Source organism: Nonomuraea sp. NPDC049637 (assembly GCF_040675235.1).
Taxonomy (GTDB): Bacteria; Actinomycetota; Actinomycetes; order Streptosporangiales; family Streptosporangiaceae; genus Nonomuraea.
Genome location: NZ_JBFAOM010000020.1, coordinates 17,388 through 37,755, shown reverse-complemented (window position 1 = coordinate 37,755; position 20,368 = coordinate 17,388). Strand labels below are relative to the sequence as shown.

23 protein-coding genes are annotated in these 20,368 nt (G+C 71.5%); 9 read left to right on the top strand and 14 right to left on the bottom strand.

Annotation, left to right across the window (positions count from 1 at the left end; all coding sequences use genetic code 11):
- Positions 1 to 83: 83 nt before the first annotated feature.
- The 4 genes from AB0J71_RS26265 to AB0J71_RS26250 all read right to left on the bottom strand — a co-directional run bounded on the left by AB0J71_RS26265 (position 84) and on the right by AB0J71_RS26250 (position 2,946).
- Positions 84 to 662: a DoxX family protein gene (locus tag AB0J71_RS26265; RefSeq protein WP_364416471.1), complete on the bottom strand. Its 579-nt coding sequence runs from the start codon at positions 660 to 662 to the stop codon at positions 84 to 86.
- Between the two features lie 283 nt (positions 663 to 945).
- Positions 946 to 1,314, bottom strand: a complete 369-nt coding sequence (locus AB0J71_RS26260) for a VOC family protein (RefSeq protein WP_352318092.1) — start codon at positions 1,312 to 1,314, stop codon at positions 946 to 948.
- A gap of 2 nt (positions 1,315 to 1,316) precedes the next feature.
- A complete protein-coding gene (locus AB0J71_RS26255) occupies positions 1,317 to 1,694 on the bottom strand; it encodes a VOC family protein (RefSeq protein ID WP_364416469.1) in 378 nt (125 codons plus the stop codon).
- A gap of 166 nt (positions 1,695 to 1,860) precedes the next feature.
- Positions 1,861 to 2,946: a S1 family peptidase gene (locus tag AB0J71_RS26250; RefSeq protein ID WP_364416468.1), complete on the bottom strand. Its 1,086-nt coding sequence runs from the start codon at positions 2,944 to 2,946 to the stop codon at positions 1,861 to 1,863.
- Between the two features lie 164 nt (positions 2,947 to 3,110).
- On the opposite strand from AB0J71_RS26250, the gene AB0J71_RS26245 reads away from it, so the two are divergent.
- Positions 3,111 to 3,662 carry a hypothetical protein gene (locus AB0J71_RS26245; protein WP_364416467.1) on the top strand — a complete coding sequence of 184 codons (552 nt, stop codon included), beginning with the start codon at positions 3,111 to 3,113 and terminating at the stop codon, positions 3,660 to 3,662.
- Here AB0J71_RS26245 and AB0J71_RS26240 read toward each other — a convergent pair.
- Both AB0J71_RS26240 and AB0J71_RS26235 read right to left on the bottom strand, forming a co-directional pair.
- Complete coding sequence (locus AB0J71_RS26240; protein WP_364416466.1) at positions 3,619 to 4,776, bottom strand: MFS transporter; 1,158 nt, start codon at positions 4,774 to 4,776, stop codon at positions 3,619 to 3,621. The genes AB0J71_RS26245 and AB0J71_RS26240 overlap by 44 nt on opposite strands.
- Before the next feature lie 161 nt (positions 4,777 to 4,937).
- Positions 4,938 to 5,276, bottom strand: coding sequence for a helix-turn-helix domain-containing protein (locus AB0J71_RS26235; protein ID WP_352318083.1), 339 nt, complete (start codon positions 5,274 to 5,276; stop codon positions 4,938 to 4,940).
- 79 nt (positions 5,277 to 5,355) lie between these two features.
- Here AB0J71_RS26235 and AB0J71_RS26230 point away from each other — a divergent pair, with 79 nt between their 5' ends.
- A complete protein-coding gene (locus AB0J71_RS26230; RefSeq protein WP_352318081.1) occupies positions 5,356 to 5,934 on the top strand; it encodes an NAD(P)H-dependent oxidoreductase in 579 nt (192 codons plus the stop codon).
- Between the two features lie 15 nt (positions 5,935 to 5,949).
- Complete coding sequence (locus AB0J71_RS26225; RefSeq protein ID WP_364416464.1) at positions 5,950 to 7,230, top strand: TIGR04013 family B12-binding domain/radical SAM domain-containing protein; 1,281 nt, start codon at positions 5,950 to 5,952, stop codon at positions 7,228 to 7,230.
- A gap of 94 nt (positions 7,231 to 7,324) precedes the next feature.
- Here the strand turns inward: AB0J71_RS26225 and AB0J71_RS26220 are convergent, their stop codons facing one another.
- Positions 7,325 to 7,555, bottom strand: coding sequence for a hypothetical protein (locus tag AB0J71_RS26220; protein WP_352318077.1), 231 nt, complete (start codon positions 7,553 to 7,555; stop codon positions 7,325 to 7,327).
- A gap of 44 nt (positions 7,556 to 7,599) precedes the next feature.
- The gene (locus tag AB0J71_RS26215; RefSeq protein ID WP_352318075.1) at positions 7,600 to 8,109 is read right to left on the bottom strand and encodes a VOC family protein; all 510 of its coding nucleotides are present in this window, start codon (positions 8,107 to 8,109) and stop codon (positions 7,600 to 7,602) included.
- 64 nt (positions 8,110 to 8,173) lie between these two features.
- On the opposite strand from AB0J71_RS26215, the gene AB0J71_RS26210 reads away from it, so the two are divergent.
- The 6 genes from AB0J71_RS26210 to AB0J71_RS26185 all read left to right on the top strand — a co-directional run bounded on the left by AB0J71_RS26210 (position 8,174) and on the right by AB0J71_RS26185 (position 14,311).
- A complete protein-coding gene (locus AB0J71_RS26210; RefSeq protein ID WP_364416462.1) occupies positions 8,174 to 8,623 on the top strand; it encodes a MarR family transcriptional regulator in 450 nt (149 codons plus the stop codon).
- A 129-nt stretch (positions 8,624 to 8,752) separates the two neighbouring features.
- Positions 8,753 to 8,941, top strand: a complete 189-nt coding sequence (locus AB0J71_RS26205; protein ID WP_352318071.1) for a hypothetical protein — start codon at positions 8,753 to 8,755, stop codon at positions 8,939 to 8,941.
- A gap of 85 nt (positions 8,942 to 9,026) precedes the next feature.
- On the top strand, positions 9,027 to 10,550 hold the full coding sequence (locus tag AB0J71_RS26200) for an FGGY family carbohydrate kinase (RefSeq protein WP_364416460.1): 1,524 nt from the start codon (positions 9,027 to 9,029) through the stop codon (positions 10,548 to 10,550).
- Between the two features lie 356 nt (positions 10,551 to 10,906).
- On the top strand, positions 10,907 to 11,650 hold the full coding sequence (locus AB0J71_RS26195) for a DUF998 domain-containing protein (RefSeq protein ID WP_352318298.1): 744 nt from the start codon (positions 10,907 to 10,909) through the stop codon (positions 11,648 to 11,650).
- A 55-nt stretch (positions 11,651 to 11,705) separates the two neighbouring features.
- Positions 11,706 to 13,940, top strand: a complete 2,235-nt coding sequence (locus AB0J71_RS26190; RefSeq protein ID WP_364416458.1) for a nitrate- and nitrite sensing domain-containing protein — start codon at positions 11,706 to 11,708, stop codon at positions 13,938 to 13,940.
- Positions 13,937 to 14,311: a DUF742 domain-containing protein gene (locus tag AB0J71_RS26185; RefSeq protein ID WP_352318066.1), complete on the top strand. Its 375-nt coding sequence runs from the start codon at positions 13,937 to 13,939 to the stop codon at positions 14,309 to 14,311. The genes AB0J71_RS26190 and AB0J71_RS26185 overlap by 4 nt, the downstream gene beginning before the upstream one ends.
- 47 nt (positions 14,312 to 14,358) lie before the next feature.
- On the opposite strand, the gene AB0J71_RS26180 is transcribed toward AB0J71_RS26185, so the two are convergent.
- From AB0J71_RS26180 to AB0J71_RS26155, 6 genes are all read right to left on the bottom strand, one after another.
- Entirely contained in the window at positions 14,359 to 14,931 is a 573-nt protein-coding gene (locus AB0J71_RS26180; protein ID WP_352318064.1) for an ATP/GTP-binding protein, read from the bottom strand.
- On the bottom strand, positions 14,912 to 15,274 hold the full coding sequence (locus AB0J71_RS26175; protein ID WP_352318062.1) for a DUF742 domain-containing protein: 363 nt from the start codon (positions 15,272 to 15,274) through the stop codon (positions 14,912 to 14,914). Before AB0J71_RS26175 ends, AB0J71_RS26180 begins: the two co-directional genes overlap by 20 nt.
- A complete protein-coding gene (locus AB0J71_RS26170; protein ID WP_352318060.1) occupies positions 15,271 to 15,678 on the bottom strand; it encodes a roadblock/LC7 domain-containing protein in 408 nt (135 codons plus the stop codon). Before AB0J71_RS26170 ends, AB0J71_RS26175 begins: the two co-directional genes overlap by 4 nt.
- Positions 15,675 to 17,786 (bottom strand): nitrate- and nitrite sensing domain-containing protein, encoded by a 2,112-nt coding sequence (locus AB0J71_RS26165; protein WP_364416456.1) that lies wholly within the window; start codon positions 17,784 to 17,786, stop codon positions 15,675 to 15,677. Before AB0J71_RS26165 ends, AB0J71_RS26170 begins: the two co-directional genes overlap by 4 nt.
- 164 nt (positions 17,787 to 17,950) lie before the next feature.
- Positions 17,951 to 18,808: a PrsW family glutamic-type intramembrane protease gene (locus tag AB0J71_RS26160; RefSeq protein ID WP_352318056.1), complete on the bottom strand. Its 858-nt coding sequence runs from the start codon at positions 18,806 to 18,808 to the stop codon at positions 17,951 to 17,953.
- Positions 18,805 to 20,193 (bottom strand): hypothetical protein, encoded by a 1,389-nt coding sequence (locus AB0J71_RS26155; RefSeq protein ID WP_364416454.1) that lies wholly within the window; start codon positions 20,191 to 20,193, stop codon positions 18,805 to 18,807. The genes AB0J71_RS26160 and AB0J71_RS26155 overlap by 4 nt, the downstream gene beginning before the upstream one ends.
- Positions 20,194 to 20,368: the final 175 nt, after the last annotated feature.

Below are 20,368 nucleotides of genomic sequence, written 5' to 3'. Positions count from 1 at the left end.
CTCTGCCGGTGCCGGGTTCGAGCCCACGGCGTCTTGTTCCCAGCGGTTTCGCGCCCGGCGCCCTCTGCCTGCCGGCGCAGTGATCAGAACTGGACGTTCGTCATCGTGTACCAGGTGGGAGCGAACGTCAGCACGGCCAGGGCGACCAGGACGGCGAGCGCGCCGAGTACGCCTCGGGTGGTGACGGGTGCGGGGGAGATGGGGCGCAGCTTCCATCGTCCGGCCGTGACGAAGGCCGCGACGGCACCCAGGAGGATGTTGGCGGGAACCAGTTCGTACTCGCCGCGCAGGATGTGGAAACCGGCCGCGAGGATCATCGTCAGCGTCAGGCCGGCGGCGGCGAGCGGCGTCAGCATCGGCTTGACCTTCGTCATCGCCGGCAGGATAAGGCCGATGCCGCCGAGCACCTCGACGATACCGATGAAGACGATCAGGGACTGCGGCACCGCCGCGTACCAGGCCACAACTCGGGGCGCTGTCGCGAACAGGGCGTCGTCGTACAGCAGCACCTTGCCGAAGCCGCTGCCGGCGAAGAAGAAGCCCCACAACGCCTGGAGTGACCAGAGTGCGCCGTTGAGGGTGAACCTCATTCTGCGGGCCTTGGGCTGCTGCTGCTCGATGTCCGTGATGCTGAGGACGTTCTCGCTGACGTGGTGGCTCATGTCCGGTCACTGCCTTTTCTGATCGGATTCGCGGGGGACTCGCCGGTGCTTCGTGCCTTCGTCAGTACGTGGTGAGCGGTGCGTGCTGACGGGGCTTATCCGAACACGGAGGCGAGGTCGTGCGCATCGTCCGTGGGACAGGGTGGGACACGCGAGAGGCGGTCTGCCTGCGGAAACGTGAGTCATGCCGGGGCCGTGGGATGGGACGGTCCGGGGTGGGGCGGGCGCCGCAGGGTGGGGAAGGTGTTCCTGCGGCGCCGAACCGCGGCCCGGCTCCTAGGCGTCAGTCCTGGAGGACTGAGAGGACGTTTCCTGACGGGTCGGTGAACCAGGCGATCAGGGGGCCGCCGCCGCGGAAGATGCCCTTTTCGTCGGTCTTCAGGTGGTCGTAGCGCTGGAAGTGCACGCCGCGGGCCGCCAGGGCGTCGACGGCCTGCTCGATGTCGTCGACCGGGAAGTTGAGGATGGTGAAGGTTGCGGGGACGTGGTCGGGTTTGGGGTAGACCAGGATGTCGGTGCCGCCGGCGATGTGCAGGGTGAGCAGGCCGTTCGACTCCGACACCTCCAGCCCGAGGGTGTCGCCGTAGAACGCCTTCGCGGCGGCCAGATCGTTGACAGAGAATCCGCTGAACGCCTTCGTCTTGCCGAACATCGTCACATCGCCTTCCGGTGTTCCTCGCTGAGCTGGATGATCTGGACATAGTTGCCGTCGGGGTCGATCGCCGTGGCGAACAGGCTGCCCTCGCGGTCTTCGAGCTCGGCCAGCCAGGACACGCCCGCCTCCTCCATCCGGGCGACGATCGCGCGCGCGTCGGGGACGTCGAAGTTGAGTATCACCCGTCCGGGCTCGGGATTCTTGTCCGCCACGTCGGCCCGGGTGTCGATGATCAGGTGGAAGTCGCCGAACGTCAGCACGCCGTAATGGGTGACGTCGGTGTCGGACTCGGGATCGAGCACGGCGGCGTACCAGGCGCGTAGCCGGGCCGGGTTGGTGCTGGCCAGGAGCAGGCTGTTCAGGTTGGGGCGCGTCATCGGTGCCTCCCGGTGGTCGGTGCGGCGGAGGGGATCCGCTGTCGGGAGGGCAGACCGGGCCGGGCATGGGAACTCATCGGTGGCGCGCGAACGGATTTCCCGAAGGGAGCGCGCGAACGGCTTTCCCGAAGGGTCAGGGTGGCCCTGGAAGAGGGCGGGGTGGGGGTCAGGCGGTGCGGAGGGTCAGGCCGTACGCGCTCAGGATCTCGTTGACCGGCTGGAAGTACGTCGTGCCGCCCGTGCTGCAGTTGCCGGAGCCGCCCGAGGTCACGCCCTGGGCCTGGCCGCCCGAGATGAACGGTCCGCCGGAGTCGCCGGGTTCGGCGCACACGTTGGTGCGGGTCAGGCCGTACACGGTGCCCTGGGCGTAGGTGATGGTGGCGTTGTGCTGCTGGACGGTGCCGCAGTGCCAGCCGGTGGTCGGGCCCCCACGGCAGACGGACGCGCCCACCGTCGCCTGGACCGAGCCGCGTACCGTCACCAGCGTCCCGCCTGGGCCGCGGACGTACGGCTGCGCGGTGTACCCCGGGGTGGCGACCCACGCGTAGTCGTTGCCCGGGAAGGACGAGCCCTGGACGGTGCCGGCCGGCGACTTGACCGGGTCGCCGGTGTGCCCGCAGTGTCCCGCGGTGACGAAGCCCGGCATGCTGCCCTTGGTGACCGAGAAGCCGATCGTGCAGCGCATCGAGCCGATGTAGAAGGGGTCGCCGCCGATGATGTCGGCGTACGTGCGGGGCAGTTCGACGGTCGGCGCCACTACGACGGCCGCGCTGCGCGCCGCCCTCACCAGGGCCGGGGCCGGGGCCGGTCCGGACGGGGAGGGGACCTGGAGGACGACCCGGTTCGCGCGGACGTCGGCGTACCAGAGGGCGGGGCCGGTCCGGATGCGGCGGGCGGCCTGGTCCAGGCGGCGCACGACGGCGTCCAGCTCCGACAGCGAGTGCCGCACGACGGCAGGGCGCGCCCCCCGGGCCGAGATCGCGGCGGTCCGATCGGGGTCGGTGGTGGCGACGACGAGGGCGGAGGCGTCGTCGGTCAGCCACGACCCGCCGTAGGAGTCGCCCAGCGAGGTGGCCAGTTCGGCCTCCAGGGCGGCGGCATGCCGCTCGTTCGCCAGCCGGGTGACCACTGCGGGCTCCGAGAGGCCGAGGTCGCGCGAGAGCGCCTCGATCACGGGGTCGGACGCCGCGTGGGCGGGGGTGGCCAGGCAGGCGGCCAGGAGGGTGACGCCTGCCACTGCACAGCGAAACATGCCGCCGCTCCTCGATGGGGGGTTCTGTCACGGTAACGGCTGACAGACAAATGAGGAGATACCAAACATTTCCTATTAAGGCGATATGCCCGTCCTTCCGGCCACCGGCCACAAATGGAGATTTTTCGTCCTAAAGTTGTAACTGGTGGTATGTCGGTATCGTATTGGGCCTGGAGGTGTTCTCTATGGGTAATGGTGTTCGTCATTTCGCCGGGGCCGTGCTGGGGGTGGCCGCGATCCCGTTGATCGCGGCCGGTCTTCTGTACGGACCCCGCGCGACCACGTCCGTCCCCGAGTCCGTCCCCGACTGGACGGCGACGGCGGCGCTGGCGGGAACCGCGCTCCTCATCGGAGTCCTGGCCGGTTCCCGGATTTCTCCGGTCGCCTCGCTGCTGCCCGGCCTGGCATTCACCGCCCTGGCCGGGGCGACGGTCGTGCGGGCCGCCACGGGAGGCGACCGGAGAATGGGATTCGACCTGGTTCCCGCCGATTATCTGGACGCGTACACGGCATTGCTGAATACCTGGTCGTTGGTGGTCGGTGGCATTCTGCTGACCGCTTCGGTGTTCCCGTCCCGCTGGCGGGCGCGCCGGGGCGGGGCGCCGGCTCCGGAGAAGGAGGGGGAGGAGCCGCCGCCGCTGCCCAAGCGCGTCCCGTTCGCGTCGAAGAGGATCACATCGGCGCGACCCGCTCCCGGGCCAGCCACAGGGCGATGACCACGTACGGCAGGACCAGGAGGGCGAACGTCGTGCCGTGGGACAGGAACGGCGATCCCGCGCCGTAGGCCGTGTAGACGGCCAGGGTGACCACGTTCGTCCCGAGGCCGGCCACCGACGTCACGGTGGCCCGCTGATCGCCCGAGACGCGTTCCTGCAGCCGCGTGTCGGCCACCACGCCGGCCATCTGGAACGCCCCGAAGGCACCGGCGACCAGCAGGAACCCGGCCGGATGCGGAACCAGCGCGCCCGCCGCCATGGCCAGCGCCGCCAGCGCCAGGACCAGCGCGAACGACCGCTCGCTCAGGCGGCGGGCGGGCCCCGCCAGCAGGCCGCCCGCCGCCGCCCCGACCCAGACGGCCAGGACGAGCAGCGGCACGGCCGTCCTGGTCGCGCCGGTCGCGGCGGCCAGGAAGGGCACGTACTCCTCCAGCGCGCCCCAGATCGCCGTCACGACGGAGATCAGGACGATCGCTTCGAGCACGTTCCGATCGGTACGGGCCTCGGTCACACCGGCCCGCAGAACCGCGAGATACCGCCCGTCCGAATCAGCGGACGTCGCTCGGGCAGGACGCCGCTCGGGCAGGGTCAGCGCGGTGGCGGCGCACAACAGGCAGGCCGCCACGCTGGCCACCCCCACCGCCGGATAGCCGCCGACCGCGAAGACGGGCGTGGCGAGGGCGATCGCCGACGCGGCGGCGGCGATGCCGATCGAGTGCGCCCGGCCCATGACGGCGGCGTACCGGCCCTGGAGACCCCGGCGTTCGAGCTCCTCGTACGCGAGCGCCTCGAAGGCGCCCGACACGAGCGCGCCCTCGGCCCCCCACAACACGAAGCCCAGCGCGAAGGCCCAGTAGGACGGGAACAGCACCCACAGCGCGAAGCCGGCGCCGGCCAGCAGCGGACCCAGGAACAACAACAGCCTGCGGGACACCGCGTCGGCCCAGGCGCCGGAGGGGATCTCCAGCACCATGCCGGTCACGGACCAGATGACGAACAGCGAGGACGTCTCGGCCACCGAGAGCCCGGAATCGGTGAACAGCAGCGTGTACACCGGGTAGAGCAGGACGAACTCGCCGAGGAACGTGTAGACGTAAAGCTTGGGGACGAACATGCGGCCCTCTCGGAAGGGGCGGACAGGGACTCCGTCTGGTGCTCGGCACCTCGGAGGCCCGCGCGCGCTCCTGCCGCGTCGGCCGCTGGTGGTTCATCAATGTCGCCAGTGCATGCCCGGAGTCTAACCCCGGCCCGCCTCCCCGCGCTCGCCCGTACGCGCTAGGCGGATCTGGCCGGTTCCTCGGGCAGCGTGATCCACTTGTGCGCCCAGGTGACCAGTTCGTCGAGCACCGGGCGCAGCTCCTGGCCCATCTCCGTCAGGTGGTATTCGACCCGCACCGGCGACGTGGCCAGCACCCGCCGCTCGACGAGCCCGGCCGTCTCCAGCTCGCGCAGCCGGCGGGCCAGCATCGTGTCGTTGATGCCGGGGATGGCCGCCTTGAGATCGGCGTAACGATGGGCGCCCTTGAAGATCATGTGGATCACGGCTCCCGACCACCGGGCGCCGATCAGTTCGAGGGCGACGTGGAACCGGACGCAGACGGAATGGGGGCTCACGGGGATGATCCTAGCATTTGCTAAGAAATGTTTAGTTACTCAATAATGTTGAGGTATCAACTACCTGAGGAGGAACCCCATGGACAAGCCGGTCCTGCAGATCATCGTCGCCAGCACCCGTCCCGGCCGCGCCGGGCGCGAGGTCGCCGAGTGGTTCAGGAGCCGGGCCGTCGCCTCCGGCCACTTCGACGTCGAGCTGGTCGACCTCGCCGAGGTGGGCCTGCCGTTCCTCGACGAGCCGAACCACCCCAAGCTCAAGCAGTACGTGAACGCCCACACCAAGGAGTGGAGCGCCACCGTCGACCGGGGCGACGCCTTCGTGTTCGTGACCCCCGAGTACAACCACAGCTTCACGGCCGTGCTGAAGAACGCCTTGGACTACCTGCACCACGAGTGGCAGCACAAGGCGGCGGGGTTCGTCAGCTACGGCGGGATCTCCGGCGGCACCCGGGCGGTGAACGGCCTGCGCCAGGTCGTCAGCACGCTGAAGATGATCCCCGTGGTCGAGGCCGTCAACATCCCCTTCTACCAGCAGTTCATCGCCGAGGACGGCAGCGTGGCGGCCAACGACGTCATGATCGCCGCCGCCGACGCCATGCTCGCCGAGCTGGCCAAGCTCACCGGCGCGCTGCGTCCCATGCGGCTGGCCTCCGCCTGAGCTACGCTGCCGGTCGTGGCGCTGGCAGTGGATGTGGTGGTCCGTTACCGCAAGGCCGTGACGTACGGCGTGCACGCGGTGCTCGCCGCCCTGGAGGCCTCGGGCGTGGAGCACCGGCAGCTGCTGGGCGTCACCCCGGAGGAGACGGCGGCCCACATCGCGGCGAGCCGGGCCGACCGGGTGCTCGTGCTCTGGTCGTTCTACTCGCCCGACGCCGAGGCCATGGCCGCCGAGCTGGCCGCCGTCAGGTCGCTCAGCGACGGCCGGGGGCTGCACATCGCCGGCGGCGTGCACGCCACCGCCGAGCCGCAGCAGGTCATCGACGCCGGCTGGGACCTGGCCGCGATCGGCGAGGGCGAGTCCACGATCATCGCCCTGGTCGAGGCGCTGCGGCGGGACGAGCCGCTGACGACCGTGCCCGGCCTCGCGGTCAAGGACGGCGACGGCGTCGCGCTCAGGACACGCCCGGCCCCGCAGCTCCCGCTCGACGCGTTCCCGTCGTTCCTGGGGCGTAAGGGGCCGATCGAGATCACCCGGGGGTGCCGGTACACCTGCCGGTTCTGCCAGACGCCGTTCATGTTCGGCGGCCAGTTCCGCCACCGGTCGGTGGCCAGCGTGCGCGAGCACGTCAGGGGCATGGTCGAGCAGGGGCTGCGGGACGTGCGGTTCATCACGCCGACCTCGCTCTCCTACGGCTCGCCGGGCCCCGATCCCGATCTCGGCGCGGTGGAGGAACTGCTGGCGGGGGTCAAGGAGGAGCTGCCGCCGCACGGCCGGGTGTTCTTCGGCAGCTTCCCCTCCGAGGTGCGCCCTGAGCACGTCACGCCCGAGGCCATGCGGCTGCTCAAGCGGTACGTCGCCAACGACAACCTGATCATCGGCGCCCAGTCGGGGTCCGACCGGGTGCTGGCCGCCTCGGGCCGCGGGCACGGCACCTCGCCCGTGCGCGAAGCCGTCCGGATCGCCGTCGAGCACGGCTTCAGGCCGAACGTCGACTTCATCTTCGGCATGCCGGGGGAGTCGGAGGAGGACCAGCGCCAGTCGCTCGTGCTGGCCGGCGACCTGGCCGAGCTGGGCGCCCGCATCCACACGCACACGTTCATGCCGCTGCCCGGCACGCCCTGGCGGGACGCCGAGCCCGCGTTCATCCCGCTCACGACCATGCGGGAGCTCGACCGGCTGGCCCAGCGCGGCGACGCGTACGGCCACTGGCGGCGGCAGGCCGAGCACTCGGCCCGGCTGGCCGAGACGGCCAAGGCCTACCCCCGCCGCACCCGCCGCCGCAGAACCGACTGACGGCCACGAGCCGCTACGCGCCAGAACACACCATGACGGGCCGGTCAGGGCTGGTCAGGGCTGGTCAGGGCTGGTCAGGGCTGGTCAGGGCTGGTCAGTCGTCGTCGGTGAGCCGTTCCAGCGCGCGGTTGATGGAGTCGCCGAGCGGCCGCAGCACCTCGGAGAGCGCCTCGGCCAGCGGCCTGAGGATCTCCGTCGCCTCGTCCAGCAGGTCGGGCGACTTGTGCTCGGGAGGCGCCCAGCGCATGGCGTCCGCGCTCAGCGTCTCCCATTCGTCCACGACGCCGTCGATGGCGTCGAGGACGTGATCCGGATCGTTTGGCATGACCCTCTCCGGAACAAATCGGTCGGATACCTGCCACGGTACCTTCAGGCCGGGATCGACACCCCTACCCCGCCCCGCGTCTGAGCGCCGTACCGCTCCTTGTCGGCGGCCAGGTCGAGCGGGCGGATGGCGGACCTGGCGGCCAGGGTCTCGTCCGTGATCAGCGAGGCCGGCACGAGCCAGGAGACCTCGAACTCCAGCCCGTCGGGGTCCTTGGCGTACAGCGCCTTGGTCGTCCCGTGGTCGGAGGCGCCGACGAGGGAGCCGAGCTCGCCCAGGGTGACCGCGATGCGCTCCAGCTCGTCGAGCGTGTCGACCTCCCACGCCAGGTGGTAGAGCCCGACGGCGGTGCGTCCGGCGGGCGAGGGGCCGGCGCCCGCGCCGATCTCGAACAGCCCGAGGTCGTGGTCGTTGCTGGAGCCGGGGGCCTGGAGGAACGCGGCGCCGCGCATGCCCATGACCACCTCGAATCCGAGCGCCTCCCGGTAGAAGGCCACGCTGCGCTCCACGTCACGGACGTAGAGGACCGCGTGGTTGAGCCTGTGGACCGGCATGGTCGTCCCCTTTCACCTGTTTCTCCCGGGTCAGAGTATATGAGAGTTCAACTAAAATGAGAGGGTGACCCGATGGCTGGATCCGGACGAGCAGCAGACCTGGCGTGACTTCCTGGCCGCCGGCCAGCTCATCAACGAGGCGCTGGACCGGCAGCTCCAGCGCGAGGCGGGCATGCCGCACACGTACTACATGATCCTGGTGGCCCTGTCGGAGGCGCCGGGCCGGTCGATGCGCATGAGCGAGCTGGCCGCCAGGGCCCAGAGCTCCCAGAGCCGCCTGTCGCACGCCGTCGCCCGCCTGGAGGAGCGCGGCTGGGTGCGCCGTGAGCGCTGCCCGGCCGACGGCAGGGGCAACCTCGCCGTCCTGACGGACGAGGGGTTCGCCACGCTGACCGCCGCCGCCCCCGGCCACGTGGAGGAGGTGCGCAGGAGCCTGTTCGACGTCCTCACCCCCGAGCAGGTCCGCGAGCTCGGCGCGATCTGCTCGGCCGTGCGGGGCGCGCTGGAACGGTAGAACGCCCGGCCGTGCGGGACGCGCGGGAACGACTGGTCGCGGGCCGTGCGGGACACGCTGGAGCGGTAGCGAGCGAACTGTCGTGGCCAGGCCGTAGCCTCTCCCGGTAGCCGAACGAGGGGATTGCCGATGCACGACACCGAAGAGGCACTGTTCCGGACGGTCCACGGCATCGCCGGGCTGATGGCGGGCCAGCCCGTGCCCGTCGTCATGGAGGCGTTGCTGCGCCACCTGCCCAAGGCTCCAGGTCTCGAGGTGACGGAGATCCGCAAGATCGCGGAGGAGATCAGCGTCGGCCGCGACCCCTCGGGGTTGTGAATCATCCGAATTGCCCCTGAACGTCGCTCCCGAGCGGGGATACCATCTCAACCATCTCGCGCGGGAGCACGCATAAGGAGTTCGGGTGACGCTGGTCGCTGGGGTTGATTCCTCCACGCAGAGCTGCAAGGTCGTCATTCGCGAGGCCGAGACGGGCGCGCTGGTCAGACAGGGCCGCGCCGCCCATCCGGCCGGCACCGAGATCCACCCCTCCCACTGGTGGACCGCGCTGCTGCGGGCCGTCGAGGAGGCCGGCGGGCTCGCCGACGTCGCCGCCGTCAGCGTGGCCGGGCAGCAGCACGGCATGGTCTGCCTCGACGAGTCCGGCGAGGTCGTGCGCGACGCCCTGCTGTGGAACGACACCCGCTCCGCCCGGGCCGCCGCCGACCTGGTGGCGGAGCTGGGCGGGCCTGGGGCCTGGGCCGACGCGGTCGGCTCGGTGCCCGTCGCCGCGTTCACCGTGGCCAAGCTGCGGTGGCTGGCCGAGCACGAGCCGGACAACGCCCGCCGCACGGCGGCGGTCTGCCTGCCGCACGACTGGCTGACCTGGCGGCTGGCGGGCGCGCTCGCCCTGGCCAACGGCTCCGGTCCGGGCAGGGGCTCCGGTTCGGGCAAGGGCTCGTGTCCGGGCGGCGGCTCCGGTTCGGGCAAGGGCTCGTGTCCGGGCGGCTCCGGCGCCGGTTTCGATCTCGCGGCCTGGCACGACGCGCCCCCGCCCCCGCTCGACCTGCTCACCACCGACCGGGGCGACGCCTCGGGCACCGGCTACTGGTCCCCGGCGACCGGCGCCTACCGCACCGACCTGCTCAAGGCGGCCTTCGGCGCCGTCCCGCTGCTGCCCCGGGTGCTGGGGCCCGCCGACCGCGCGGGCGACCCGGCGTCTGCGGGGCCGCTGCTCGCGCCGGGCACCGGCGACAACATGGCGGCCGCCCTCGGCGTCGGGGCCGGGCCGGGTGACGTCGTGGTCTCGCTCGGCACGTCCGGCACGGTGTTCGCGGTCGCGGAGACGCCCAGCGCCGACCCCACCGGCGCGGTCGCCGGGTTCGCCGACGCCACCGGCCGTTTCCTGCCGCTGGTGTGCACGCTGAACGCCGCCCGGGTCCTCGACGCGGCCGCCGGGCTGGCCGGGGTCGGCCTCGACGAGCTGAGCGACCTCGCGCTCCGGGCCCCGGCGGGGGCCGGCGGGCTGACGCTGGTGCCGTACCTGGAGGGCGAGCGCACCCCCAACCGGCCCACCGCGACCGGCTCGATCCTCGGGCTCACGCTGGCCACCTCGACCCCGGCCCACCTGGCCCGCGCGGCCGTCGAGGGCATGTTGTGCGGCCTCGCCGACGCCCTCGACGCGCTCGGCACCCGTCCGGAGCGGGTGCTGCTGATCGGCGGCGCGGCGCGCTCTGAGGCCGTACGCCGCGTCGCGCCGACCGTCTTCGGCGTGCCGATCGCGGTGCCGCCGCCCGGCGAGTACGTCGCCGACGGCGCCGCCCGCCAGGCCGCCGCCCTCCTGACGACCCCCGACTGGCGGACCGAGGACACCGAGACCTACGACGCCCCGGCCGTCCCGGAGATCCGCGCCCGCTACGCCAGGGCCACGTCCCACGTGCTCGACTGAGGGCTGTGGTATCGGGCGAAAAAGCCTCGCAGTTGACAATTCCTTAGAAGTCCGGATGCGTGTCGGACGTACTGATCGCGGCCGTGCGAAGCGATGCTGCGAACAGCGTGACATCCGGAACCACAGGATGTCTTTCCTGCGAGAGGGGAACCGGCGATGAGACGGGCATCGCATCGGGTGACGGCGGCACCCCCTTCGGCTGGTTGCCCATCGGCGGGACCCTCGCCGGACGGGGGAGCGCCGTCCACCTCCGGGGGCAGGGGAGGGGGACTCAGGGGTGGACTCAGGGACGGCTCGGGGGTGCCACCGGATGTGGCGGCACGCCTGGGGGCGCGAGAGTTGGGCACATGACCGCAGTGCCGAACAGCAGAGTGAGAGTCGCGAGAGCGCCCTGGAGCGTGAATCTGAGGGCCCTCCTGACCCCGACGAGGCTCTACCCCCTGATCGCCTGTGCATCGATCGTGTTCTCGGTGGTCGCGATCCTGGTCGGCCACTTCGGGCCCGACCCCTACCTCGACCCCATGAACGTGACCATCAGCGAGTACGCCGTGACCGACCGCGGGGGCGTCACGGAGGTCGCGATGGCGGTGCTCGGGGTCGGCTCGCTCACGCTGCTGGCCGCCCTGCGGAGGATGGGGGCGCCGATCCGGGGGCTGCCGGAGAAGTTGCTGATGGTGTGGTCGGCGGCGCTGATCGTGGTGGCGGTCATCCCGACCGTCCCGCTCGGTCTCGATCTCGACCTCGCGGCCCAGATCCACCGGTACGTGTCGATCGCGGCGTTCGTGAGCCTTCCGGCCGCCGGGGCCCTGCTGGTGCCCAGGCTGACCGCGAACGCCCACTGGAAGCCCGTCGCGCGGGCCGTGGAGTGGGTGGCGCTGGCGGGCGGGTTCGGGCTGCTGGCGATCACGTACGTGGCCCTGCCGGGGGAGCGGGTCATGATCGGCCTGGTCGAGCGGCTGCTGCTGGGCGCCGAGGTGTCGTTGCTCGGCCTGCTGGCGGCCTGGGCGCTGTGGCTGACGTGGTCGCCGGTCCGCGCCCCGAAGCACCCAGTAGACGCAAATTTCCCGACATATCACAGATTTATCGCTAGTCGATCTTAATCTCGTCTGTTTCGATGCTATTCTCTCCGCGATCTTCTATGCGGGAGCAGGTGTCATGGCATCGGGCAGATCCATCCGATTCAAGATCTCGACGCTGCTCGTCATCCCCTTGATCTCCCTGATCGCGCTCTGGGGCTTCGCCGCGAGCACGACCACGGGTGAGGCGCTGAACCTCTTCAAGGTCGACGCCATCTGGTCGGGAGTGATCAACAACGCCGACGGCCTGGTCTCCAGCCTCCAGGTCGAACGCCTGGCCTCCGCCGAACGCCTCGCCGGCACGGCGACCGAGCCCGGAGCCCTGACCAAGGCCCGCGCCAAGGTGGACGCCGCCAGGAAGACCCTGCGCGAGCAGGCCCTGTCGGAGGACTCCCAGTCGGCGATGACCGACGACATGAAGAAGCAGTTCCAGGTCGTCCTGGACACCGTCGACCGGCTGCCGGAGGTCAGGCGCAAGGTCGACGAGCGCAGGATCACCCCCGGCAACCTGGTCACCGAGTACGCCAAGGTCTCCGACGAGGTCCACCTGCTGTACTCCCGGCTGACCGTCAGCACCGACCTCGAACTGTCCCTCCAGGCCCACGGCCTGATCGCGGCCGACGAGGTGCGCGAGCTGCTCAGCCGCGAGAACGCCCTGATGGTCGGCTCGAACGGCCGTCCCTCGATGCACGACGTGCACCTGCTGGCCGGCATCGACGGCACCCGCACGTTCCTGTTCCCGAAGGCGCTGGCCAACCTCGACACCGAGCTGCGGGCGCCGTTCGAGAAGCTGTTCTACTCCTCCAGGTACATCACCATGGAGAGCCTCCTGCGGAGCTACGTCGCCGGCCAGCCGGCCGACATGGACCTCTGGCGCGGCATCGCCGACCAGGTGCTCAAGGAGTACAGCGAGGCCGTCTGGGACACCGGGGACAAGCTGCTCGGCCGGATGCAGCCGGCCGGCGTGGTCATCGTGGTCAGGGCCGCGATCGCGGGCGCGCTGGGGCTCATCGCGGTGGCCTTCTCGATCTTCATCTCCGTCCGGGTGGGCCGCAGGATCACCAGGGAGCTGGCCACCCTCCGCCGTACGGCGCTGGACCTGGCCGAGGTCAGGCTGCCCGACGTGGTGACGAAGCTGCGTACCGGCGAGCGGGTGGACATCGAGGCCGAAGCGCCGCCGATCAAGGTCGGCGGCAACGCCACCAGCGAGGTCGCCGACCTCGCCGCGGCCTTCGACAGCGTGCAGAGCACCGCCGTGGACGCCGCCGTCGAGCAGGCCAGGCTGCGCGAGGGCGTGGCCGAGGCGCTGCGGAACCTGGCCAGGCGCAGCCAGTCGCTGCTGCAGCGCCAGCTCAGGATGCTGGACGAGATGCAGCGCCAGACCGAGGAGCCCGAGGCCCTGGAGCGCCTGTTCCGGCTCGACCACCTGACCACCCGCATGCGCCGCCACGCCGAGGGCCTGGTGCTGCTCTCGGGCGGCACGGCGGGCCGCAGGTGGCGCGGCGTCATCCCGGTCGAGGACGTGCTGAGCGGCGCCGCCGCCCAGGTCGAGGAGTACACCCGGGTCCGGGTCTACCCGATGCCCGAGTGCGGCGTGTCCGGCTCGGCCGTGGCCGACCTCATGCACCTGTTCGCCGAGCTGATCGAGAACGCGACGTCGTTCTCCTCGCCCGCCAACGAGGTCTCGGTGCGCGGCGAGATGGTCGGCAGGGGCTTCGCGGTCGAGATCGAGGACCGCGGCCTCGGCATGGACGAGGAGACCCGCAAGGCCATCAACGACCGCCTGGCCAGCCCGCCCGAGTTCGACCCGGCGCAGACCGAGCGGCTGGGGTTCGCGGTGGTCGGCATGCTGGCCGCCCGGCACGGCATCAAGGTGACGCTGAAGCTGTCCCCGTACGGCGGCACGACCGCCATCGTGCTCGTGCCGGGATCGCTGGTCGAGCCCATGGCGACGCCGGTGCGGCCGATGGAGTTCGAGCCCGTGTCCGTCTCCGTCGTCCGGTCCGAGCGGCCGGCCGACGCGGGGGAGGCGACCGGGCCGGGCGAGCTGCCGCGCCGGGTGCGCACGAGCAAGCGCGCGGGGCCCGCGCCGGGCGAGGGGCAGGACCTGCCCCGCCGCGACCGGCAGACGGGCCTGCCGCAGCGGCAGCGGCTCAGGCAGGCGCCCCTGGCCGCGCCGACGCCACCGGCGCCCATGACGCCCGTGGCCGACGAGCGTTCTCCTGAGGAGACCAGGGCGCTGCTCTCCTCACTCCAGTCCGGATGGCAGCGGGGGCGGCAGGAAAGCGACCAGGATGGGGGTTCCCGAGCGTGAGCGGCGAGCACGAGTGGGTTGACGAGGAGGCCGGGCCCGTCGTCCGGCCGTACGCCGTGGCGCGGGGGCGCACCAGGCCCTCGTCCCCGGCCCTCGATCTGCTGGCGACCGTCGTCTCGACGGGACGGCCCGCGCCGGCCAAGGCCGAGCTGAGCGGCCAGCACCGGCGGCTGATGAGCTGCCTGACCGGTCACTCCAGGCCCGTCGCCGAGGTCGCCTCGGAGCTCGGGCTGCCCGTGGGCGTGGTCCGGGTGCTGCTCGGCGACCTGCTGGAGTACGACCTGATCGACGTGCGCCCGCCGCGCGACAAGACCGCCACCCCGACGGAGAGCCTGCTCCGCGAGGTGATCAACGGGCTGCGCGCGCTCTAGCCCGGCGGCGGGCCGTGCCCGCCCGGGTTCGCGGCGGGCCGCGCGTCCTAGTTGGCGGCGGTGAGCGTCCGCAGGGAGTGCTCGACCAGGGTGATCATCACTTCCTTGGCCGAGGCCCTGCGCCGCACGTCGCACAGCATCACCGGGACGTCGTCGTCGAGGTCGAGCGCGATGCGCACGTCGTCCACGCTGTGCTGGGAGGCGCCGTCGAAGCAGTTGACGGCCACCACGAACGGGGTGCCGCGCTGCTCGAAGTAGTCCACCGACGGGAAGCAGTCGGTCAGCCGCCGGGTGTCGGCGATCACGACCGCGCCCAGCGCGCCGTAGGACAGCTCGTCCCACATGAACCAGAACCGTTCCTGGCCGGGGGTGCCGAACAGGTAGACGACCAGTCCGTCGCGGATCGTGATGCGGCCGAAGTCCATCGCCACGGTGGTGGTCGTCTTGGCCTCCACGCCGTCGAGGTCGTCGACCCCGATCCCGCGGTCGGAGAGCACCTCTTCCGTGCGCAGCGGCTTGATCTCGCTGATCGACCCGACCAGGGTGGTCTTGCCGACGCCGAACCCGCCCGCGATGAGGATCTTCAGCGCGACGGGGTCCTCAGAGAGCACGGAGTCCATTGATCACTTCCTTGAGAATGCGCTCATTCGAACGCGACCCCGTTGCCGAGGGCGACGTCACCGAGATGAGGCCGTGGTCACGCATGTCGCCGAGCAGCACCCGGACGACGCCTACGGGCAGGTCGAGCTCGACGGCCAGGTCGGCCACCGAGATCGGGCTCCGCGCCGCCCGCAGGATGAGCTGCTGTTCCGGCCCGAGGTCGGCCGCCTGGTCGGCGAGCGCGCGCACGGACGCGACTAGGTCGAAGGCGTCTCCCGACGAGCGCGTCCGGCCTCGGATGAGGGCGAAGGGCCGGACGACCGGCCCGGCCTCCTCGTCGTACCAGCGGGGGGCGTCGGTCATGCCGTTCCCGCGCGCGGGTTGGTGGTGATGTGCTGGCCCACCCGCTTGACCAGCATCGCCATCTCGTACGCGATGTGCCCGACGTCGACGTTCGCCTCGGCGATCACGGCCAGGCAGGTGCCCTGGCCGGCCGCGGTGACGAACAGGAACGCGCTCTCCATCTCCACGATGGTCTGGCGCACGTCGCCGCCGCCGAAATGGCGCCCGGTGCCGCGGGCCAGGCTCTGGAAGCCCGCGGCCACGGCCGACAGGTGCTCGGCGTCCTCGCGGGTCAATCCCTTGGAGTAACCGACGGCCAGGCCGTCGGTGGAAAGGATGACCGCCTGGCGGACGGCGGCGACCCTGCCTGCCAGGTCGTCGAGCAGCCAGTTCAGCTCACCGGTGTTGGTGGTTTGCGCAGTCATGCGTCCCCCTTGCTCATGGGCTCCTCCTCGGAGGCTTCTTCTCGGGCACGTTGGGTTCCCCGCTGGAACGCGGAGAACAGATCGCGTACCTCGTCGGGAGAGCGTTCGGCCTGCGGCTCCGGCTCCGGCGGTTCTTCCTTGAGCTGCGGCGCCAGGTTCGCCTGGCGCACGCGCCTGGGCAGTCCGGCGTGGGTGCCCGAGGTGACCACCGCGAGTGCCTTCTTCGTACGGCTCGGCAGCTCGGCCGGCCGGCCGTCGTCGTCGCCGGAGGTCAGCGCGGCCTGGTCGGCGACCAGCGAGCGCGGCACGAGCACGATGGCCGCGGTGCCGCCGTAGGGCGAGCGGCGGAGCTGGACCTTGACGCCGTGGCGTTCGGCCAGCCTGGCCACCACGAACAGGCCCAGCCGGTCGCTGTCGGCCAGGTCGAACTCGGGCGGCGCGGCCAGCAGCTTGTTGATCGCGGCGTATTCGACGGCCGACAGGCCGAGCCCCTTGTCCTCGATCTCGATCGCGTAGCCGTTGCTGACCACGTCGCCGCGGATCTGGACCACGGTGTCCGGCGGTGAGTAGATGGTGGCGTTCTCGATCAGCTCGGCCACGAGGTGCGTGAGGTCGGCCGCGGCCCCGCCGTCGAACGCGCTGACCGGCATGGCCTCGACGTTGACCCTCGTGTAGTCCTCGACCTCGGCGACCGCGGCCCGGACGATGTCGATCACGGGCACCGGCCGGCGCCAGGCCCGCGCCGGGGGCGCGCCCGACAGGATCATCAGGCTCTCGGCGTGCCGCCGCATCCGGGTGGTCAGGTGGTCGAGGCGGAAGAGCTCCTCCAGCCGGTCGGGGTCGTGCGTGCGGCGCTGCATGCCGTCGAGCAGCCCGAGCTGCCGGTGCAGCAGGCCCTGCTTGCGCCTGGCGAGGTTGAGGAAGACCTGCCCGACCCCGCGGCGCAGCGCGGCCTGGCCGACGGCCGCCGTCACCGCCGTGCGCTGCACGGACGCGAAGGCCCGGCCGACGTCGGTGATCTCCGCCGATCCGCTCACCCTGATGGCCCTGGCCTCCTTCCGCACGTCAACGTCCTCGCCCTTGCGCAGCCTGTCCACGACGTCGGGCAGGCGCACCTCCGCCAGCTCGATCGCGGCGGTGCGCAGCCCGTACAGCTCGCCCGCCAGGCGGCGACCGAAGCGTACAGAGATGATGATCGACGCGAGCACGGCTATCAACCCGAGGCCGCCCGCGACGGCGATCTCGACGACCGTGCCGGTCGCGGCCCGCGAGGTCCGGCCGGCCAGCGTCCTGGCCGCGGCGGCGCTGTCGCGGTCCAGTTCGGTGGTGAGCCGGTCCACCGCGCTCTTCCACGTCTCGGCGTCGGCGGGCGGTGCGCCGGTCTTGACGACCCTGGACTCCAGTGCGGAGAAGGTCAGGAACGGCTGGGACGCGAACACCTGCTCGAACGGCCTGCGCAGCGGCACGTCGAGCCCGGCCAGCCCGCGGGCGTGCAGGAACTTCCTGGAGGCCGCGTACTCGGTGAAGGCGGCCCGCTCGGGCTCGGTCAGCCGCTTGTCCACCAGCGCGCCGACGATGAGGGCGTGCTCCCTGGCGATGTACTCCCGGGCGCTGCCCATGGCGTGCAGGGAGGTGGCCTGCTGGAAGACGGTCAGGTCGGAGACGGAGATCAGGTGGTCGTAGAGGGCGAAGACGGCGTCGAGCACCTGGTTGTAGGCGTCCACGCCGGCCAGGCGGGAGCTGATGCCGCCGTCGATGTCGGCGCGGATGGCGCCGAGCCGGTCGAGGTGGGCGGTCAGGGCGTCGAGCGGCGTCCGCAGGTCGTCGCCGACCGCGTCGCCCGCCTCGGTGACGGCGTGCCGGAAGTCGGCCGCCGCCTTGTCCGTACGGGCCCGCTGCGCGCCCAGGACCTCGGTGAGTTCACGGGTGGTGAGCGCCTCGGCGGAGCGCACCCGTTCGGACTGGAGCTGTACGCCCAGGTCGGTGGAGGTGACGCCGAGTGTTTCGTAGAGCGTGTCGGCCCGGAGGAGTGACTGTGCGTCGCCCATGGTCAGGTTGAGGACGAAACCCCACAGCGCGCTGAGAGACAGGAGGGGTAGCAGCAGCAATAAAAAGATCTTGAACCGAATTGACCGGTTTCGCGAGCCCATGTCCCAACCTCGAGTCGGGGGCATTTCCACACCTTGTGTAAATACACCTCCGGAAGATCGCACAGGAGACTAGCATCGTTTATGGTTCCGGCGCAGTGGGAGGAACAGGATGATTACCGTGATTATTGGGGCATGATCTCGGTCTCCCGGCGAGCCGCACGCAGCACCCGCCAGAGCCACCCCAGCGCGACCAGCGAGATCACGATGAGTCCGGCCCAGTTCACCAGCGTGTACACGTGCACCTGCCCTTCGGTCACGTTCGGCACCCGGCCGATCCGCAGCAGCTCGAACTGCCACCGCCGCCCGGTCAGGACCAGTGTGATCGCGATGGCGATGGCGCTCATCGAGTCCCACAACGCGTGCAGCAGCGAGACGCCGAGGTAGCACCACACGACGTGCCCGGTGAGGCGTCCGTGGGCGGCGAACAGCACGCCGCCGAGTATCGCGGTCCACAGGCCGTGGCCCACCGGGGCCAGGATGCCGCGCAGGATCTCGGTCTCGACGAGCTGCGCCAGCGACAGGCCGTCGGCGGTGAACAGGGCGTTGAAGGCGTAACCGGAGCTCTCGAAGGCGGCGAAGCCGAAGCCGACCGTCGCGCCGAGCACCACGCCGTCCCTGGACGAGCGCCGGACCGCGTGCCGGGTGACGTACATCAGCGCGGCCAGCTTCACGCCCTCCTCGATCAGGCCGACCAGCGCGTACATGACGAACGAGGGCCGGATCAGCCAGCTCTCCAGCAGCGACGCGCCGAGCACCCCGAGCACGCCGCCGACCACGAACGCCCGGAACTGCAGCTCCACCGTGACCACCGGCGAGCGGTCGCGCCCGTGCGCCCACACCACGAACGTCACCGGGATCAGGAAGCTGCCGAACAGCACGACGGTCGGCACCAGGTTGGAGTTGGCCGTCCAGGCCGTGACGGCGACCGTGGCCAGCCACAGGACCAGCCCGCCGAGAAAGACCCGCAGCCAGGGCCTCATGCGGTGAGCTCGCGCACGGCCCGGTGCGCGGCCACCACCGCCGCGTCGCCGCCGGCCGCCGGTTCGGTGTCCGACCCGGCGATGGCGATGCGGCCGAACCGCCTGCGGGCGACGTCGGCGGGGAAGGGGCCGTCGGGGTAGAAGGGGTGCCAAGGCCTGCAGTACGCCACCGGCAGCCCGTGCCCCCAGCGGTGGACGGTGACCGCCTCGACGCCGGCCCGCGGGCCCAGCAGCCGGGCCACCTGGTCGCGCACCCCGTCCGCCAGCCGGTCGTACGGCGTCGCCATCATCTCCAGCCGGCCCGCCGCCGCCCCCGCCACGGGCCCGAGCTCCGACCGGCACGGCGTGGCCAGCAGGCGCACCCCCTCGGGCGCGGGCTCGGTCAGGAACCAGAACGCGCCCGTCCAGCGGGTGCGCCCGATCCGCGCCCGGCCGCCGCGCAGCCGCACGCTCGCCTCCAGGACCGGCAGCCGGGCCGCCTGACGCAACGCCCGCTGCTGCTGCTCGGGCAGGTCGGGCACCAGGTGCGGCACGTCCGCGCTCCAGCAGGCCATGATCACCGACTCCGCGCCGACGGTCCTGACCCGATGCCCGTCGAAGTAGGCGACCACCACGGACGCGTCCCCGTGCCGTACCGAGACCACGGGGCTGGACGGCCGCAGCACCGCCCGCGCGGCACCGGCCGGGCCCGCGGTCGCGGGCCCGGCCGCCGAGGCGTACCGCGAGGGCTTGTCGAGCCCCAGGCCGCCGAAGCCCGGATAACCCGCGGCCCAGGCGTCCACCGCCCCGAGCGCCCGGCCGTCGTAGGCCCGTTCGGCGCACGGCAGCGTCCGGCAGAACCGTTCGGCGTCAGGATGCACGCCGCAGACCTCCAGCAGGAACCCGGAGTAGGTCAGCCCGGCCAGGCGCTCCTGCTTGTCCTCCTGCGACAGCCCGGGGAACCAGTCGGGCGGGTCGTCGCGCAGCATGCGCAGGTCGTCGACGGCCCGCGCGGCGAGCGGCAGCTCCTCCAGCCGGTCGGCCGGGACCAGCGTGTCGGCGCCGAAGGTCTCCCTGTCGCACATCACGCGCACGGCCGGGCGCGCGCCGAACCCCGCCGGGCCGCCGTGCTCGCCGGGGTCGCGGTTGTCCAGCACGAGCACGCGGGCCCGCGGCTCCCGGCGCAGCCACTCCGCCGCCGCGCTGAGACCGCTGCGCCCGCCGCCCACCACCACGAGGTCGTAGCTCTCGCCGGTGGGCTCGGGCGGGCCCGCGTGCCGCCAGAAGCGGCCGTCGCGCAGCGCGTGCGGCACGGCGACCGCCTGCGCGGTGTCCCCGCGCAGTCCTCCGGCCGGTTCCGCGGCATTGACAACGGCCTTCGCCGCCGAGCATGCCAGAGCGCTCACCGCAATCCCGTCGAACAAGTCACGGCGGGAAATGGGCACATCCATCCCGAGGTCGCGCGGATTCCTGCTCATGAGGGCGATCATCAGCACTTCGACCAAAAGCCCCACAGGGGCGCGCAGCGGTTCGAGAAACATTTTGCGTGGCCTATTACCGCGAATGCCCGTTTGGAGTAGC

Bases quoted from the DNA above. Each gene is read 5' to 3' on its own strand.
- AB0J71_RS26265 (WP_364416471.1), bottom strand. From the start codon at position 662: ATGAGCCACCACGTCAGCGAGAACGTCCTCAGCATCACGGACATCGAG.
- AB0J71_RS26260 (WP_352318092.1), bottom strand. From the start codon at position 1,314: ATGTTCGGCAAGACGAAGGCGTTCAGCGGATTCTCTGTCAACGATCTG.
- AB0J71_RS26255 (WP_364416469.1), bottom strand. From the start codon at position 1,694: ATGACGCGCCCCAACCTGAACAGCCTGCTCCTGGCCAGCACCAACCCG.
- AB0J71_RS26250 (WP_364416468.1), bottom strand. From the start codon at position 2,946: ATGTTTCGCTGTGCAGTGGCAGGCGTCACCCTCCTGGCCGCCTGCCTG.
- AB0J71_RS26240 (WP_364416466.1), bottom strand. From the start codon at position 4,776: ATGTTCGTCCCCAAGCTTTACGTCTACACGTTCCTCGGCGAGTTCGTC.
- AB0J71_RS26230 (WP_352318081.1), top strand. From the start codon at position 5,356: ATGGACAAGCCGGTCCTGCAGATCATCGTCGCCAGCACCCGTCCCGGC.
- AB0J71_RS26220 (WP_352318077.1), bottom strand. From the start codon at position 7,555: ATGCCAAACGATCCGGATCACGTCCTCGACGCCATCGACGGCGTCGTG.
- AB0J71_RS26215 (WP_352318075.1), bottom strand. From the start codon at position 8,109: ATGCCGGTCCACAGGCTCAACCACGCGGTCCTCTACGTCCGTGACGTG.
- AB0J71_RS26205 (WP_352318071.1), top strand. From the start codon at position 8,753: ATGCACGACACCGAAGAGGCACTGTTCCGGACGGTCCACGGCATCGCC.
- AB0J71_RS26190 (WP_364416458.1), top strand. From the start codon at position 11,706: ATGGCATCGGGCAGATCCATCCGATTCAAGATCTCGACGCTGCTCGTC.
- AB0J71_RS26180 (WP_352318064.1), bottom strand. From the start codon at position 14,931: ATGGACTCCGTGCTCTCTGAGGACCCCGTCGCGCTGAAGATCCTCATC.
- AB0J71_RS26175 (WP_352318062.1), bottom strand. From the start codon at position 15,274: ATGACCGACGCCCCCCGCTGGTACGACGAGGAGGCCGGGCCGGTCGTC.
- AB0J71_RS26170 (WP_352318060.1), bottom strand. From the start codon at position 15,678: ATGACTGCGCAAACCACCAACACCGGTGAGCTGAACTGGCTGCTCGAC.
- AB0J71_RS26160 (WP_352318056.1), bottom strand. From the start codon at position 18,808: ATGAGGCCCTGGCTGCGGGTCTTTCTCGGCGGGCTGGTCCTGTGGCTG.